This is a genomic window from Limosilactobacillus portuensis (assembly GCF_028607025.1).
GTDB lineage: Bacteria > Bacillota > Bacilli > Lactobacillales > Lactobacillaceae > Limosilactobacillus > Limosilactobacillus portuensis.
Genome location: NZ_CP117296.1, coordinates 966,463 through 981,434, shown reverse-complemented (window position 1 = coordinate 981,434; position 14,972 = coordinate 966,463). Strand labels below are relative to the sequence as shown.

Genomic DNA, 14,972 nt, shown 5'->3' with positions numbered 1-14,972 from the left:
AGCGGAATTAGAAATAATATGGTTGGAACAGTGTTTGCTTATTTTGCTCTTAAATATTTAGAGAATGAACGAGTCTTTTTTTCGTGGTCAACCATTTCTCTCCTGCTGATTATAATACTTCTGAGTTTGGTTCATCCGTATACTTTGTTATTAGGGCTATTGCTTTTATTGGTGATCATTTTTTGGAGATATAAAACGATATTAAGAATCATTGACGGATTAATGCTTCTTCAAAGTTTTTTCCAAAGGGCAATTATAATGCTACTAATTCCATTAGCAGGTATTCCTTTCTTTTCAAGTATTATTCTTAAAAGTAATCAATATCTAGGGAAAAATGCGACTATTTTAATTTCTTCTACAGCAAATTTGTTTCGAGATATTGGAAGATTACTAATATTTGGTTTATTACTAATAATCACTTTATGGGTAAAACAACAATTTATTGACCGTCGTTATATAGAATTTATAATAATCTTCTTCTACTTTGCCTGTGGCGCTTTCTTTGATCAGTTGCTTTTCGAGAGATGTATGTTGGTATCATTACCAATTATCTTGCCTTTAATCATTGTTCTACCAGCTGAGTTTAGTTCTGAATTAAGAAGTAATGAGTCTATATCGTTAAAAACGGTTGCTATTTATATAATGATGATAATTCTTTGTTTATATGCAGGATTTTGTCTTGTTGATAATCTTCGAGCTGGTACTTCATACTATGAATTATTCACTTTTGTTGGGAAATATTAATATGACAGTGTTTGGAATAGTCATTTTACTATGGTTATATTTGCTTTATGTTCTTAAGAGAACAAAGTTAAACGCGTTTTTCTTCATAGTTGGTAGTATTGGGTTGTTCCTTATTATTTTAACTTTTAAGGATTTTTTTATCCAAAGCTCGATAAAATCAGTTCTTTATACTATGAAATCTCTATCTTTCTTCTTCAAAGGATATTCAATTAGTATGTCCCGTGATTTTGTAAGCTTTTATGATTCTAAAGTAAAGATTACATATGAATATACTGGAGTTATTGAAATAATCTCACTGGAAAGTTTACTATGCTTTTTCCCAATATATACTGTTTTAGAAAAAATTATTATTGGTTTTTATAGCTGTATTTTGATATTTATAGCCACTATCCTTAGACTACTATTAATTATTTATCTAAGTCGCTACCTGAGTGAAACAATAACCCAGCTTATTATTTGTCGCTTATTATTCTATGTATTTATTGTTGTCGTCTTTTATGAAGTATTTACTCGTCCGCAAATTATTAGGTGGCATTAGATCACTATAGAGTTAGGTTGGTAATAAATTGAAAACGAAGAACAATTTTATTAAAAGTGTGTTCACAGTTATATTTAGTAATATTTTTATTTTGCTAAGTGGTGTTTTAGTTGGCTTTGTCTTACCTAAAATAATGGGTGTTGATGAATATGGTTACTATAAGCTCTTTATGCTTTATGCAACGTATATTGTGTTGTTGTATTTTGGCTTAGCTGATGGGATGTTAGTTAAATATGGCGGACAAGATGATACTCAGATAGACAAATTCAAAATACAATATATAACAAAATTCTTTATAAAAATGGAGATAGTAGTAAGTGTGGTAATGTTTATTTGCTGTGCTTGCTTTTTACAAGGCGAATATAGGCAAATCTTTTTACTTCTTAGTATTTTTACCTTATTAAGTAATATCGTAACCTATTACCGATATTTGGCTCAGGCTATGTTGAAATTTGATTTGATTAGTCGGGTAAACATGTTGCAATCACTTTTGACATGCTTGATTGTTATAATCTGTTTTTCAATCGTTAAGCTTAAATTACTATCTCCATTACCAGCAGTAGTTTATTTGATTCTCTTTTTAGTTGTGTTTCTAATTCTATTAATTGTTTTACACAGTTCATTAAAAAAGACACTTTCTATAAATAAAAAATTGCTAAGAGAAACAGTAACGAACAAGTCTATAGTTGAACTCTTTAAGTTAGGAATTCCTGTTGCAATTTCTTATCAGATAGGTACATTTATTCTCAATATAGATAACCAACTTATTTCAATGTTTTTTGATAACCGTTTATTTGGTATTTATTCATTTGCTTATAGCCTGATTTCAATAATTTCTACTGTGATTGTTCCAATATCAACAGTGATTTTTCCCTTTTTGAATCGTCAAAGTGAAAATACCGTAATGGGGCAATATAGCTTTAATACAGCTATTTTGTTCATTTTTATATATGCTTCTCTAACTGTTTATTATCCTGTTCGACTTTTTATTGAGTGGTATCTACCAAATTACGATGAATCTTTAATATTTTTCCGTTTATTGCTTCCAGGTGTTGGTGTTTCTAGTTGTATCTCAATATTAGTTTTTAATTACTACAAAGTTATTAAGAAATCTAATGTTTATCTTGTTCAAGGTATTGTAACTTTAATTGGCTCACTTGTCCTTAATTTAATTGGGTATTACTTGACTAAAAGTGCTATTGTCATTGCAGTCATCTCCTTAATTGTTCTTTTTTGTTGGTACGTTTTTACTAATACTTATTTCATTCAAAAGTACAAAATTGATTGGAGAAAGAACACTTTCTATCTTGGAGGAATGATTCTAGTTTTTGAATTAACCACACAGATCAGTAATATTTGGATTTCGTTAATTATTTATCTTGTTATATATACTATTTTGACTCTTTGTGTTTATCATGTTGAATTAAAAAGAATACTAAAAGTTTTCTTAAAAAGATAAGTTAGATTTATAAAAAAATAAATAGTCTAATATATGGTAAAATTACAGTATTACTAAAGAAGCGTAAGGAGTTCTTACTTTGCAAGAATATCAACTAATAGCGACTGCTGCTTCTGGAATTGAAGCACTGGTTGGTAAAGAATTACGAAACCTCGGTTACGATACTCGAGTAGAAAATGGTCGGGTACGTTACATCGGGACAATTAAAGATGTCTTAAATACAAATATTTGGTTACGGACAGCAGACCGGGTCAAAATTATTGTCGGTGAATTTGAAGCCAAAACATTCGAAGAGCTTTTTGATCGAACTGAAGCTTTACCTTGGGAAAACCTATTACCTGTTGATGCCCAATTCCCAGTAGAGGGTAAAAGTCATCATTCACAATTACATAATGTTCCCTCAGTTCAAGCAATCGTTAAGAAAGCAATTGTTCGTCGATTGAGTGATGTTTATCACCGGCGAACACGTCTTCCGGAAACCGGTGCTCTCTACCCACTAGAAGTAGCTATTAATAAGGATCATGTAATGCTAACGCTTGATACTACTGGTGACAGTCTATTTAAGCGTGGCTATCGAAAAGCAAAGGGTGGTGCACCATTAAAGGAAAATATGGCAGCTACCCTGGTAATGCTTGCCCACTGGTTCCCTGATAATCCATTTGTCGATCCAGTATGTGGTTCGGGAACTATTCCAATCGAAGCAGCTCTATATGGTCATAACATTGCTCCAGGAATTAATCGTTCCTTTGTTTGTGAACAATGGACCAATTTGGTGCCAGACGGCTTAGCCGATGATGTTCGTGACGAGGCAGATAGTAAGGCCGATTATGATGTTGAACTGGATATCCATGGTTATGATATTGATCAAAATATGATTGATATTGCCCAAGAGAACTGTCGAGCAGCCGGGCTAACCCACGACATCACTTTCAAACAGTTAGCAGTTAAGGATTGGCATACCGATAAAATCAATGGTGTTATTGTTGCCAACCCTCCTTATGGTGAACGACTAAGTGATAAAGAAACCGTACATGAGCTTTATCGCCAAATGGGAAAGATTTACCGACCAATGACCACCTGGAGTAAGTATATCCTAACGGCAGACTTGGAATTTGAAAAATACTACGGTGCCCCAGCAACCAAGAAACGTAAACTCTACAATGGTGCATTAAGAACTGATCTTTTCCAGTATTGGGGAAAGAAAAAGCGTTAGAGTTTATTATTTCTATAACCATTCATAATTAGTAATATTAATCAATAAAATAACTCAGAGTACTTTAAGGTACAACAGAGTTATTTTTTGTTTCAGTTATTTTGTTATAACAAAATATGTGAACCTTTGAGAAGGGAGAATGAAATAAGTGTTTTTATCTGGAATCATCGTTGAACTTGGCTTTTGGATCTCTTGGCTTCTACTCCCTTTGATTTATGAATTTCTTCCAGCGTTATATGGTTTTATTACGTTAGGAATAGCAGGAAGAAAATTAGGAAAGTTGAAGAGACTAAATTGTTTGCCTAGAATATCATTGATAATTCCAGTATACAATTCTGAGAATACTATTTATAACTGTATTCGCTCGGTTGCTGATTCAACTTATCCAGATCACCTAGTTAGTATTATTGTGGCGAATAATCAAAGTATTGATCGCAGTTTTAGTGAGTATCGTCGAGCCCATTTTGAATTTCAACAGTTATTTATGCAGTGGATAGATACTACTAAAGGAAAAGCGCGTGCATTGAATTCTGCAATCTATCGTTCAAATGGTGAATATATTATTCACATAGATAGTGATGGACAACTGCAAAAAGATGCATTAATGAATATTGTTAGAGCATTTGAAAATGATCCTGAACTTGATGCACAGACTGGCACAATTCTCACCCAAAAGGACTCAATCAAGAAAACTAGGAGTCCATTATTAAAGTTCCTAAGAGAAAATGAATACTTTGAATATGCTCAGTCTTTTTTAGCTGGTCGTGCAATTGAGTCTCAAGAAAATCACTTATTTACAATGTCAGGAGCTTTTTCAGCTTTTCGCCGAGAAAAACTTCTTCAAACAAAGCTGTATAATATTCAAACTGTTGGTGAAGATATTGATATGACTTTTCAAATTCGTTATCAACTTAAGGGAAAAGTTGCATTATGTCCTGAGGCAATTTTCTATGTTGAACCACTTGATAATTTAGGTAAATTATATACTCAAAGGCAACGATGGCAACGTGGTGAACTAGAAGCAATTCACTATTATATGAATAAAAAACAATTGAGTCTAAAGAACATATTTAAGAACTTTATCGTTCGCCGTTTAATTATGGATCATACCATTTTATTTTTGCGGATTATCTGGATGGCAGCGTTCCTTGTTTTAATTCCGTTTGGTTATTCTCTTAAATTAATTCTGATATCTTTTGTAATTTTGTATCTGCTCTATGTCTTTATTTGTTTACTAAATTTTATTGATATTCAATATTATTTACGCTTTTTTCCGGAGGAACGTCATTACTATGTATCAAAGTTTTATATACTAGTAACCCTCCCGTTATATTACATGTTGTGTAGCACTATTCAGTTTATTGGGATCATTAATTCAATGACTGAACCTGCCGCCTGGAAAGTTGAATCCTTTAGCGCTGAAATGAAAGAAATAAAGAAAATGTTTAGAAAAGATTTAAGGAGAATTTTCAGAATAAAATGGAAAACGAAACATACAGATTAACTTTTTTTCTTAATGCAACTCATATGGTAGTTATAGATGGTAAAAGTTCATCAATTCACCCTCATACGTTTGAAATTAACTGCTTTATTAAAAGCAAAAAAATTATTGCATTTGAAATAATGGAGGATAATATCAATCAAATCCTTAATAAGCTCAATAATCAATACTTAAACGGGCTTGAAGCATTTCAAAATATTATACCAACACTAGAAAATCTAACTAGGCTTTTATATAGAGCAATGAGTGCTAATCTGAAATCGGTTAGTTGTAGGTTAGTAAAACTTGAAGTATCCGAATCACCGGTAAGAACTTTTATGATTGAAGCAAAATAAGGCTCTTAAACTCTAAGGGCTTGTTGCTATTAATTTTCGTAATCTTTCTTGATTTAAGCGCTGGGCTAGTATATAGGTTAACTATTTCCCTTTAATACTGCTAAAAGTATTTGCAGTAATTTGATAACTTACTCAATCGTCAGGGGAATCCTCTTTATTTAATTGGGATCTAAAAACATCCATAATTTATCCCCCCAGGGGGACTTTAGGGGGATTATTTTTGATAAATTTTGTAGAGAATAGCTTATGTTGCTTGATTAAACGGTATTTAATAATATCGAGCTACTCCCCTAGGATTACCTCTAAACAGCTACATATCAATGAATCCTCCCAATGTTTATTCAAAGGGAGGATTATTATTATGGAAAACCGTAATAATGCTTTACATTACAAGATGTACAAGTCTGGTAAGAGCATCGTTTATGCTGGACTTGCTACTACTGCCGCTTTGGCAGGGTTAGTATTAGCTAACACTAATGCTACTGCTGTTCACGCTGCTACTACTCCAACTTCAGCTGCTGTTACTTCACAAGCAGCTACTACTGCTGCTAACTCATCTGCTGCTACTTCAGCAGAAATTGCTAGCCAAGAAGCTGTTGTTAACTCTGCTAGTGCTAATGTTGCACAACAACAAAATGTTGTTAATGCCGCTAGTGATGCACTTCAATCAGCAACTAACTTGAACTCCAATTCAGCTGCTGTTGCTTCTGCAGCTTCTGCTTATAGCGCTGCTAACAGTGACTACTATGCCGCACGTCATGCACAAGCTGTTGCACATAAGGCTGCTAATGCTGCTTCAGATTCAGCTGCTGTTGTAAGTGGTGTTAATACTGCTGACCTTACAGCTTGGTGGAATCAAAGTGGTCAATCAGATTACAACAGGGTAATGAACGCTAAGAGCAATGCACAAGCTAACTTAGATGAAGCACAAGCTCAAAGTGATTCTGTTGTTAACGCTTGGAACCAAGCATCTGATGCAGTTGCTGCTGCTGAAAAGGCTGGTCTTAAGTCTGACAGCGATGAAATGAAGGCTTTAAACGCTCAAAAGAGTCTTGCTTACAACAATATGGTTGCCGTTCAAAATGCAATTAAAACTGCTCGTAAGGATGTTAAGGCTGCCGATAAAATGCTTAATGATACCAAGGATGGTATTTCCTTAAATGATGCTAAGGCAATCATGGATCAACTTCCAGCATTAAAGAAAGCCGCTCAAGAAGCTGAACAAGCTTACAAGGATGCTGTTCAAGCTACTAAGGATGCTGGTGATATTGCAAATGCCAAGTACAATGCTTGGACCGCTGCTCGCAAAGCTAATAACTTACCATACGGTACTGATGATCCGGTTTACCAAAGCTTAAGTGATGCTGCATCAAGTGCTGCTGTTCAAATTTCTCGTGATGAAGCTGGAATGAAGGCATTGCCAACTGCTGATGGTACTGCTCTTAGTCAAGCTGAAGAATGGGCTAAGGAAGCACAAACTAAGCTTGATCATACTAACTCAGAACTTCCAACATTTGAAAACAATGTCAAGTTCTTCCAAACTAAGCTTGATGAAGCTAATAAGACTCTTGAAGAAGCTAAGGCTAACTATGCTAAGAATCCTACAACTCTTAACAAGCAATTAGTTGATAATGCTAATGGCTTAGTTGGTACTTTCAATGGTCAATTAGTTGCTGCTCAAGCTACACTTACTAATGCTCAAAAGGCACAAAAGAAACAACAAGAACAAGTTGACTACTGGACTAACCAAGTTAAGGGTGTTAAGGACAGTGCTCGTTACGCAGAATTTGTAAACGAAATTAACACTGACAAGGCAATCGTTCAAAAGTTCAATGATGCAAAGACTAACATGAAGAATGCTGCCGCTTCAGCTGAAAAGGTTGCTCCTCTCAAGGCTGCTTATGATGAAGCACTTCAAACCTTGAAGGCTTACCAAAACCAATTAGTTGCTACTCAAGCTAAGTTAGCTGCAATGAAGGGCCTACTAACCCAGATCAACCAACTAATCCAGACCAACCAAGCACTCCAGATCAACCATCTGACAAGCCTGGTCAAAACACTAATGATAACAATAACGGTAACACTAATACTAACAAGGATAATGTTGCCTCTGACTTCACTGGTGAAAAGAACGGTAACTACTATGTAAACGGTAAGCAAGTAACTAAGGCTGCTTACGATGCACATGTTGCAAACCAATCACTTGCTACTGTTAAGACATCAGTTAAGGGTGCTAGCGCTGCTGCTACTGCTAACGACTCCAAGGCATTACCACAAACTGGTAACGAAAATGCTTCAGCTGTTGTAGCATTAGGTGCTGTTTCTGCAATGTTTGGTCTTGGACTTGCTGCTAAGAAGCGTGAATTCTAATTACCTCTTTTTGGAAGATAACTAGAACTAACTTTATTTGTTCGTACTAATAAGAGAGAGCCTCAAGCATTTATTGCCTGGGGCTTTTCTTTTATGATCCCCACTAAATTATTAAAAAATGAAAATGCAATTAATTTTGATTTCTATATTAGCCGTTGTCCTAACGATCCTCAGCACATTATTATTAATTTCAATATTAGTTTTATGGATTATTAAGAACCGAAAGAAGTGAGTGTAATCATATCATTAGTAATCGTTATCTTAGGTGGTTTTTCAGCTATTCGAATAATTCTAGGATTATTACTGGCAAATATTCATCAAATCATCTATCTTACAAAAGTAAGGAGAGAAAAATACGCGCCATTAGTATCAGTAATAATACCAGCATATAACGAGGAAAAAACGATTGTAGCCTGTGTCTCTTCTGTGATGAAGCAAACATACCTAAATCGACAAGTAATAATTGTTAATGATGGTTCTGATGATGCTACTAAAAATATCTTGGATAGTATTAATAAAAAAATATATTCTAGTAATTCTGTTAAACGATTATTTGAAGATAGTATTCCATATAAAGAACGATTTATAATCGTTAATCAACCAAATAGCGGAAAAAGCATTGCATTAAATAATGGAATTAAAAATTATGCTAAGGGTGAATTGATAACTGTCTTGGATGCTGATTCTGAGCTAAAGCCAAATTTCTTAGCTAACATGATTAACCACTTCCAAAGTACGAATGTCGTTGCAGTCGCAGCAAATGTAAGAATAAAGCGGGCTCTCAATCTGATTGAACTGGTTCAATATATAGAGTATTTAGTTGGTTACCAGCTAAAATCATCAGAACAAATGCTTAATTTAGAGTATATTATCGGTGGGATAGGTTCTACTTTCCGGCGTACTATTATGGAAGCAGTAAACCTTTACGATACTGATACCGTCACGGAAGATATTGATTTAACAATGAAACTCTTAAGGAAGTTTGGTAATACATCATATAAATTTTGTTACGCTTTCGATTGTGTTGTATCCACACCAGCAGTTCATAATTTTAGACAACTTATTAAGCAAAGGTATCGGTGGAAATTTGGACGGTTTAGAGCACTCATCAAACACCGTAAATTAATTTTTAACAAGAAACTTAATCTTTACAGTATCACCTTAAGTTGGTGGAAATTACCTAAAGTTTTTTTCGAAGAATTTTTACTTTTGATAGAACCGGTTATTTTAATCTGGATGTCTATTATTATTTTTATCCACTGTGACTTTTCGATCATATTTTCTATTTTGATTATCTATTTTATTTTTGCGATCGATACGATTATTGTTGAAAGCATCTCAACAAAAGTTAAATTAAAATTAACGTTAGTTTCGCCATTTACATACCTATTTCTATATATCATTAACATTGTTGATTTTATTTGTTTAGTACGTTGTATAGCTAATTTCAGGGAAATCTTATTGAAAAAAGGTCATAGCAAATGGACCCATGTGGAACGTTAAGTAAAATGGCATATCATCATAGGGTAATCCTGTGATGGTATGCCATTTATAAAAGCAATTACTTGTTTTTCTTTAATGTTTTACGATATTCAGCACGTGTCATCAGTTTATCTTCATCATTAGCTGGTTTGGTTGAAGTAAATGAAACTTTGACATGCTCTTCTTGGTTACTGTCTTTAACAGCTGGTTGATGAGTAGATGGTTTTAGAAGCTGAAGGGACTACTGGGTGGCTCGTTATACTATCAGCAATCTCTAAAGTCTGTTTAGCAGTATTATAGTTGTCTTCAATAACCCTTCGTAACTCCTTATTTGGATGGGGATCGTTATCGATTCTTGCCAATTCATTTTTAGAATTTTCCATAATTCTTTTTGATGAATTAATGATCTCTTGTAAATTACGCTCCATATATCTTGCTCCTAAATATTAGTACCTTCTAAATAATTATATCCCAACTTTATTATTTGTATACAAGCACAAGAAAAGCCTCAAGCGAAGAATTCAGTGCTTGAGGCTTTTCCCTTATCAGTACGAACAATTAAAGTCAGTTCTAGTTATCTTGGGAGGAGGTAATTAGAATTCACGCTTCTTAGCAGCAAGGCCAAGACCGAACATTGCAGAAACAGCACCTAATGCAACAATAGCTGAGGCATTTTCGTTACCAGTTTGTGGCAATGTAGCAGCCTTAGTATCATTATTATTGTTGCTCTTAACTGCAACCTTTTCAGAAACTAAACCATTGTTAACAGCATGACTACTACTATTATTTACATTTGAACCATTGTTGTTAGTGATGATGTTATCATCGTTAGTACTGTTTGAACCACTGTTATTGTTATCTGAATCGTTGTTAGCATTTTGGTTCCAATCAATGTTCTTAAGCAAGTTATTTGCTTGTTCAAGAAGTTGTGAAGCCTTAGCAGCGTTAGCAGCAGCTTCGTTAACAACCTTTTGGGCAGCCTCAACGTTTGCTTGAGCATCCTTTAAGTTTTGGTTAGCATTCAGAACATCTTGGTGAGCAGTCTTAACAGCTTCATCAGCCTTAGTCAGAGCATTTTCAGCATCATCGTAAGCTTTAGTAGCTGTAGCTAACTTATCATTAGCAGCCTTAGCAGCTTCGTCAGCTTTAGTTTCGGCATTACGAGCTTCGTCAAAGGCAGTTTGTGCTTTATTAAATGCTTCTTGAGCTGCAGCTTGTGCTTCGTCAGCCTTAGTTTCAGCATTACGAGCTTCATCAAAGGCAGTTTGTGCAGCTGCAACGTTTGCCTTGGCAGTCTTAACATCATTAGCAGCCTTCTTGTAGTTGTCGCGAGCAACAATTACTTGGTGTTGAGCAGCTTTAAGGTTTTGTTGAGCTTCTGTTAATGCGTTTTGAGCATTGTGTAAAGTAGTTTCTGCCTTTTCGGCTGCCTTTTCAGAACTCTCAACATTTTGTTGCCATTCATCTACAGTACCAGCCTTAGCAGCAGCTTCTGCAGCGTTTGTTTCAGTATTACGAGCTTCATCAAAGGCAGTTTGTGCAGCTGCAACATTAGCCTTAGCAACCTTAACATCATTAGCGGCCTTCTTGGAGTTGTTACGAGCAACAATTACTTGGTGTTGGGTAGCCTTAAGGTTCTGTTGAACATTATTTAATGCCTTACCAGTCTTTTGGACAGTAGCTTGAGCATCAAGGTAATCTTGATGAGCCTTTTGAGCATTGATTAAACCATTATGTGCAGCAGTAACATTGTTCTTAGCCTGATCTGCAGCAGTTTGAGGACCCTTAACAGCAGCTTCTGCTTTAAGAGCAGCATTATCTGCATCGGTGTATTCTTGGCCTAGCTTAGTTGCAGCGGTTTGGGCATCAGTAGTTGCACTTTGAGCTTCATGATATTGTTTCCCAGCTTGCAAATACTTATTCCAGTTTTCTTGAGTCCGATCATTGTTCCAAACATGGTAGGCATTCTTGTATGCATCAAGTTTTTGAGCTTCAGTATATGCACTAGCGGCACTCTTAGCATTTTCCAAGCCGTTTTGAGCAGCAGTTACATTATTCTTTGCTTGGTCGGCTGCATCTTGAGCACCCTTAACAAGCTGTTCAGCTTTTTCTAGCGCACTCTTAGCATCATTGTAACTCTTAATAGCAGCAACGTTAGCTTCATGAGCATCATTCAATGCTTTATTAGCATTAGCTAAAGTACTCTTAGCTACTTCAAGCTTTTCGCCAGCAGCATTAGCGGCATCTTGTGCATCCTTAGCAGCCTTCTTAGCAGCAACTAAGGCATCAGAAGCTGCATTAAAGCTTTGTCCCGCCTCATTTGCTTTCTTTTGAGCGGCCATAGCAGCAGCTTGTGCATCCTTAGCAGCTTGTTTAGCAGTAGTGTAATCTTCAGCAGTCTTGTTAGCGTTCTTTGAAGCGACGTCTGCAGCACTCTTAGCAGCTTCGTAAGCAGTTGTGGCACTCTTAACATTAGCAGAAGCACTAGTTAGTGTTGTTTGTGCATTGCTTAAGTTTTGCGAAGCAGTAGCAGTGTTATCAGTAATTCCCTTAGCTTGGCTAGTTAATTGAGCAGCTTCTGAAGTAGCAGCCTTTGGTTCAGTTGTGGTGCTTGAAGCAGGTACAGTAGTATCTGCATCACTCTTAACAGCAGCAGAGTTTGAAGCAATTGCGCTGGAATTAGCTGTGTTAGCACTAGCAACAGTTGAGTTTGCATCAGAAACAGCATCTGAAGCAACAGCAGTAGAAGCTGCTTGTGAAGTAACAGCAGCTGAAGCTGGAGCAGTAGCAGCGTGAACAGCAGTAGCATTAGTGTTAGCTAATACTAACCCTGCCAAAGCGGCAGTAGTAGCAAGTCCAGCATAAACGATGCTCTTACCAGACTTGTACATCTTGTAATGTAAAGCATTATTACGGTTTTCCATAATAATAATCCTCCCTTTGAATAAACAAAGAGAGGGTAAGATCCTAATAGCTCTAGGGGCAATTAAGATTAAGATAATAATAGGGGGATAAAAGGGGAGTTAAAGATACTTTAATTTCTGGTCTAACAAGTGTTCAGCCTTTCGTGTCACATGAAGGTAGATATTATTAGTAGTTTCAGCATTTTTATGACCAACGCGGGCTTGAATAAGGTATAGTGGAACGCCTAATTCTGCCAGTTTAGAAATATGGGTATGACGAAAGGTATGAAGTGTAAGCTGCTTATGGATATTTAAATCTTTTTTTGCTTGTCTTAACCAAAGATTTAGTACAGTATTTCCAAGGTAATTTCCCCGTTCTGATGAAAAAATAAAGTCAACTTTTTTTGAACGATAGTTACTTTCTTCTTCACAGATTCTCAATGCTCTTTCGGTAAGGGAAACATTCCGCCAGCTGTTAGCTGTTTTAGGGGAAGATTGCCTTTTCCCATTGACAATTGTCCCGCTGATTATTGCAAATGGTTTTCCTGAACTATCCTTTTGAATATTTGCAGGGATTAGTGCAGCAGCTTCTCCATAGCGAAGACCGGTTAAATATAGGAATTCACAAAAATGTCCATAATGTGGGGAGCGTTTATACATATAGTTAAGAACTTCTTCTAATTCATAATCGTCTAAAAATTTTTCTTCCGGTCGTTCTTTATATTCAGGACTTTGATAGTCGATATCAACGTAATTCAAGGGATTTTGTGCTAGATATTGGTGTTTAATAGCGTATTTGAATAATGAATTCAGCGTTCCCTTAAACTTCCTAATAGTTGAATTATGATAATTCTTAACTTGAATGAGAAAGTCAATGTAATTTGAAAGAAGCGATGGTGAAATTTTCTGAATTAGGGCATCGCTTCCAAAAAAAGAAATAATTCCCTTAGTTCGACTTTTATTATTTTGGAATGTGTTAAACTTAACTTTTCTTTTTAATTGCTGTAGCCATTCTATGGTAAGTTCGCCTAATGTTATGTTTGATTTAATGCTTACAATACCATAGTGGCGTAACCGAGAATGAATTTTCTTTGTCAAAACACGATTGGCTTCTTTTCGGGTATGGGTGGTATTACGTGAAAATGTAACACTAACTCGGTGAAATTTATTTGTAAGAGGATCCTTATATTGTTCGACAAATTTAAAACTTTTGGCTGAACGCTTTTCTATCCACATAGTTAAGTTCCTTTCATTTTAAGATTACTTTCTATTGTGAATAGGAGGTAAACAGTTTGTAAAATAAAAAAGAGACGTGACCAAACATCACGTCTCTTTTTTCTAGAACTGTAAAATTACTGGATCCCAGAACTTTTTATAACATCTACATTATAGTGCCTATCTGATAGTATCGCAAGCCCTAAATGGATAATTATTTAAAATTCTGGTTTATCCAAGTCGTTAATGAATTTAAGATAGCCTTCTTGTTCGCCAGTAGGAACTACTTGAGAATTTTGATCCGTAACTGTTGCATTGTGCAATGAGTCTTCAGGGACTTCAATCCGGTGAGTAAAAGTGGCATTCCCGATCAGTTCAATCCAGTAACGATGGTTTTCATGGTGAAGAATTGTCCGGACCATTCCTCCTGGATTAAAAACGGTAATTGGTTCATCAAAACTAGCTAATTCAGGATGAATCAGGGCAAAGGCTAGCGAAGTAGCAGACATCCCCGTACCACAAGCATTCGTAAAGCCCACACCACGTTCATAAGTCTTTACAAAAATCTTATTTGGCCCAAGAATATGACCAAAGTTAACGTTTACCCCGTCTGAGAAGTAGGGATTTTCACCATTAAGCCACTCGCCTAATGGCCCCAATTCCTTAAAGCCATTTTCATCGACAAATGAAATTAAGTGTGGGTTAGGGACGGCAATTCCCGAAAAACGGAACCCAGGAAGAAGTTCCGGAACACGAGTATTTAGCAAGCGTTCGTGACCTAAGTGATCGTAGGGTAAAGCTTCCTTATTAAACCGAACTGGTGAAATTTCAACGGCAAATGCCGGTACTCCAGGAGCTAAGTCGGGTTGCTTCCTGACTTTTAGACTGGCATCCATCGTATCAACCTTAAAATCTTCTAGGCCGTCACGTTCAGCAACATAGCGAGCAACTGTTCGCAACCCATTACCGCACATTGATGCTTCACTGCCGTCAGCGTTAATCACTCGCATTTGTGCCGTAGCGCCCTCACGGACAGGACGGTTGACTACTAACACACCGTCAGCGCCATCCAGAAGGCCATTCCCTTTACTGGTAATTTGTCGAGCAAGGGCGACTAATTCATCATCGGTTAATTCCTGTTGGAGTTTTGTTTGGTCCAGAATAAAGAAACAATTTTGCGAACCATGAACTTTTAATATTTCAGTCATAACT

The 14,972-nt window shown here is 35.9% G+C and carries 12 protein-coding genes and 1 pseudogene; 9 read left to right on the top strand and 4 right to left on the bottom strand.

All coding sequences use genetic code 11. The annotated features are described in order from the left end of the window. The first annotated feature begins 18 nt into the window (after positions 1–18). The 9 genes and pseudogenes from PRK60_RS04945 to PRK60_RS04915 all read left to right on the top strand — a co-directional run bounded on the left by PRK60_RS04945 (position 19) and on the right by PRK60_RS04915 (position 9,663). Complete coding sequence (locus PRK60_RS04945) at positions 19–744, top strand: hypothetical protein (protein ID WP_273645708.1); 726 nt, start codon at positions 19–21, stop codon at positions 742–744. After that, positions 665–1,282, top strand: coding sequence for an exosortase family protein XrtG (gene xrtG, locus PRK60_RS10125; protein WP_146001943.1), 618 nt, complete (start codon positions 665–667; stop codon positions 1,280–1,282). The genes PRK60_RS04945 and xrtG overlap by 80 nt, the downstream gene beginning before the upstream one ends. Before the next feature lie 28 nt (positions 1,283–1,310). Beyond that, positions 1,311–2,741: a lipopolysaccharide biosynthesis protein gene (locus PRK60_RS04940; protein WP_102169318.1), complete on the top strand. Its 1,431-nt coding sequence runs from the start codon at positions 1,311–1,313 to the stop codon at positions 2,739–2,741. A gap of 79 nt (positions 2,742–2,820) precedes the next feature. Then, the gene (locus PRK60_RS04935) at positions 2,821–3,954 is read left to right on the top strand and encodes a THUMP domain-containing class I SAM-dependent RNA methyltransferase (protein WP_191910617.1); all 1,134 of its coding nucleotides are present in this window, start codon (positions 2,821–2,823) and stop codon (positions 3,952–3,954) included. 148 nt (positions 3,955–4,102) lie between these two features. Further along, entirely contained in the window at positions 4,103–5,458 is a 1,356-nt protein-coding gene (locus PRK60_RS04930; protein WP_102169320.1) for a TIGR03111 family XrtG-associated glycosyltransferase, read from the top strand. Further along, positions 5,434–5,790, top strand: coding sequence for a 6-carboxytetrahydropterin synthase (locus tag PRK60_RS04925; RefSeq protein WP_273645707.1), 357 nt, complete (start codon positions 5,434–5,436; stop codon positions 5,788–5,790). Before PRK60_RS04930 ends, PRK60_RS04925 begins: the two co-directional genes overlap by 25 nt. 361 nt (positions 5,791–6,151) lie before the next feature. Next, positions 6,152–7,939: a KxYKxGKxW signal peptide domain-containing protein gene (locus PRK60_RS04920; protein WP_273645706.1), complete on the top strand. Its 1,788-nt coding sequence runs from the start codon at positions 6,152–6,154 to the stop codon at positions 7,937–7,939. Positions 7,940–8,091: 152 nt separating this feature from the next. Then, positions 8,092–8,160 (top strand): annotated as a pseudogene (locus PRK60_RS10120) (hypothetical protein); the annotation flags it as partial. Between the two features lie 228 nt (positions 8,161–8,388). Further along, complete coding sequence (locus tag PRK60_RS04915; protein WP_102169323.1) at positions 8,389–9,663, top strand: glycosyltransferase family 2 protein; 1,275 nt, start codon at positions 8,389–8,391, stop codon at positions 9,661–9,663. A 176-nt stretch (positions 9,664–9,839) separates the two neighbouring features. Here the strand turns inward: PRK60_RS04915 and PRK60_RS04910 are convergent, their stop codons facing one another. The 4 genes from PRK60_RS04910 to dapF all read right to left on the bottom strand — a co-directional run bounded on the left by PRK60_RS04910 (position 9,840) and on the right by dapF (position 14,968). Next, positions 9,840–10,070 carry a hypothetical protein gene (locus tag PRK60_RS04910; RefSeq protein ID WP_273645705.1) on the bottom strand — a complete coding sequence of 77 codons (231 nt, stop codon included), beginning with the start codon at positions 10,068–10,070 and terminating at the stop codon, positions 9,840–9,842. Positions 10,071–10,235: 165 nt separating this feature from the next. Then, the gene (locus PRK60_RS04905; protein WP_273645704.1) at positions 10,236–12,566 is read right to left on the bottom strand and encodes a KxYKxGKxW signal peptide domain-containing protein; all 2,331 of its coding nucleotides are present in this window, start codon (positions 12,564–12,566) and stop codon (positions 10,236–10,238) included. 99 nt (positions 12,567–12,665) lie between these two features. After that, on the bottom strand, positions 12,666–13,781 hold the full coding sequence (locus PRK60_RS04900) for a tyrosine-type recombinase/integrase (RefSeq protein ID WP_273645703.1): 1,116 nt from the start codon (positions 13,779–13,781) through the stop codon (positions 12,666–12,668). Between the two features lie 197 nt (positions 13,782–13,978). Further along, on the bottom strand, positions 13,979–14,968 hold the full coding sequence (gene dapF, locus PRK60_RS04895) for a diaminopimelate epimerase (RefSeq protein WP_102169327.1): 990 nt from the start codon (positions 14,966–14,968) through the stop codon (positions 13,979–13,981). Positions 14,969–14,972 lie beyond the last annotated feature (4 nt).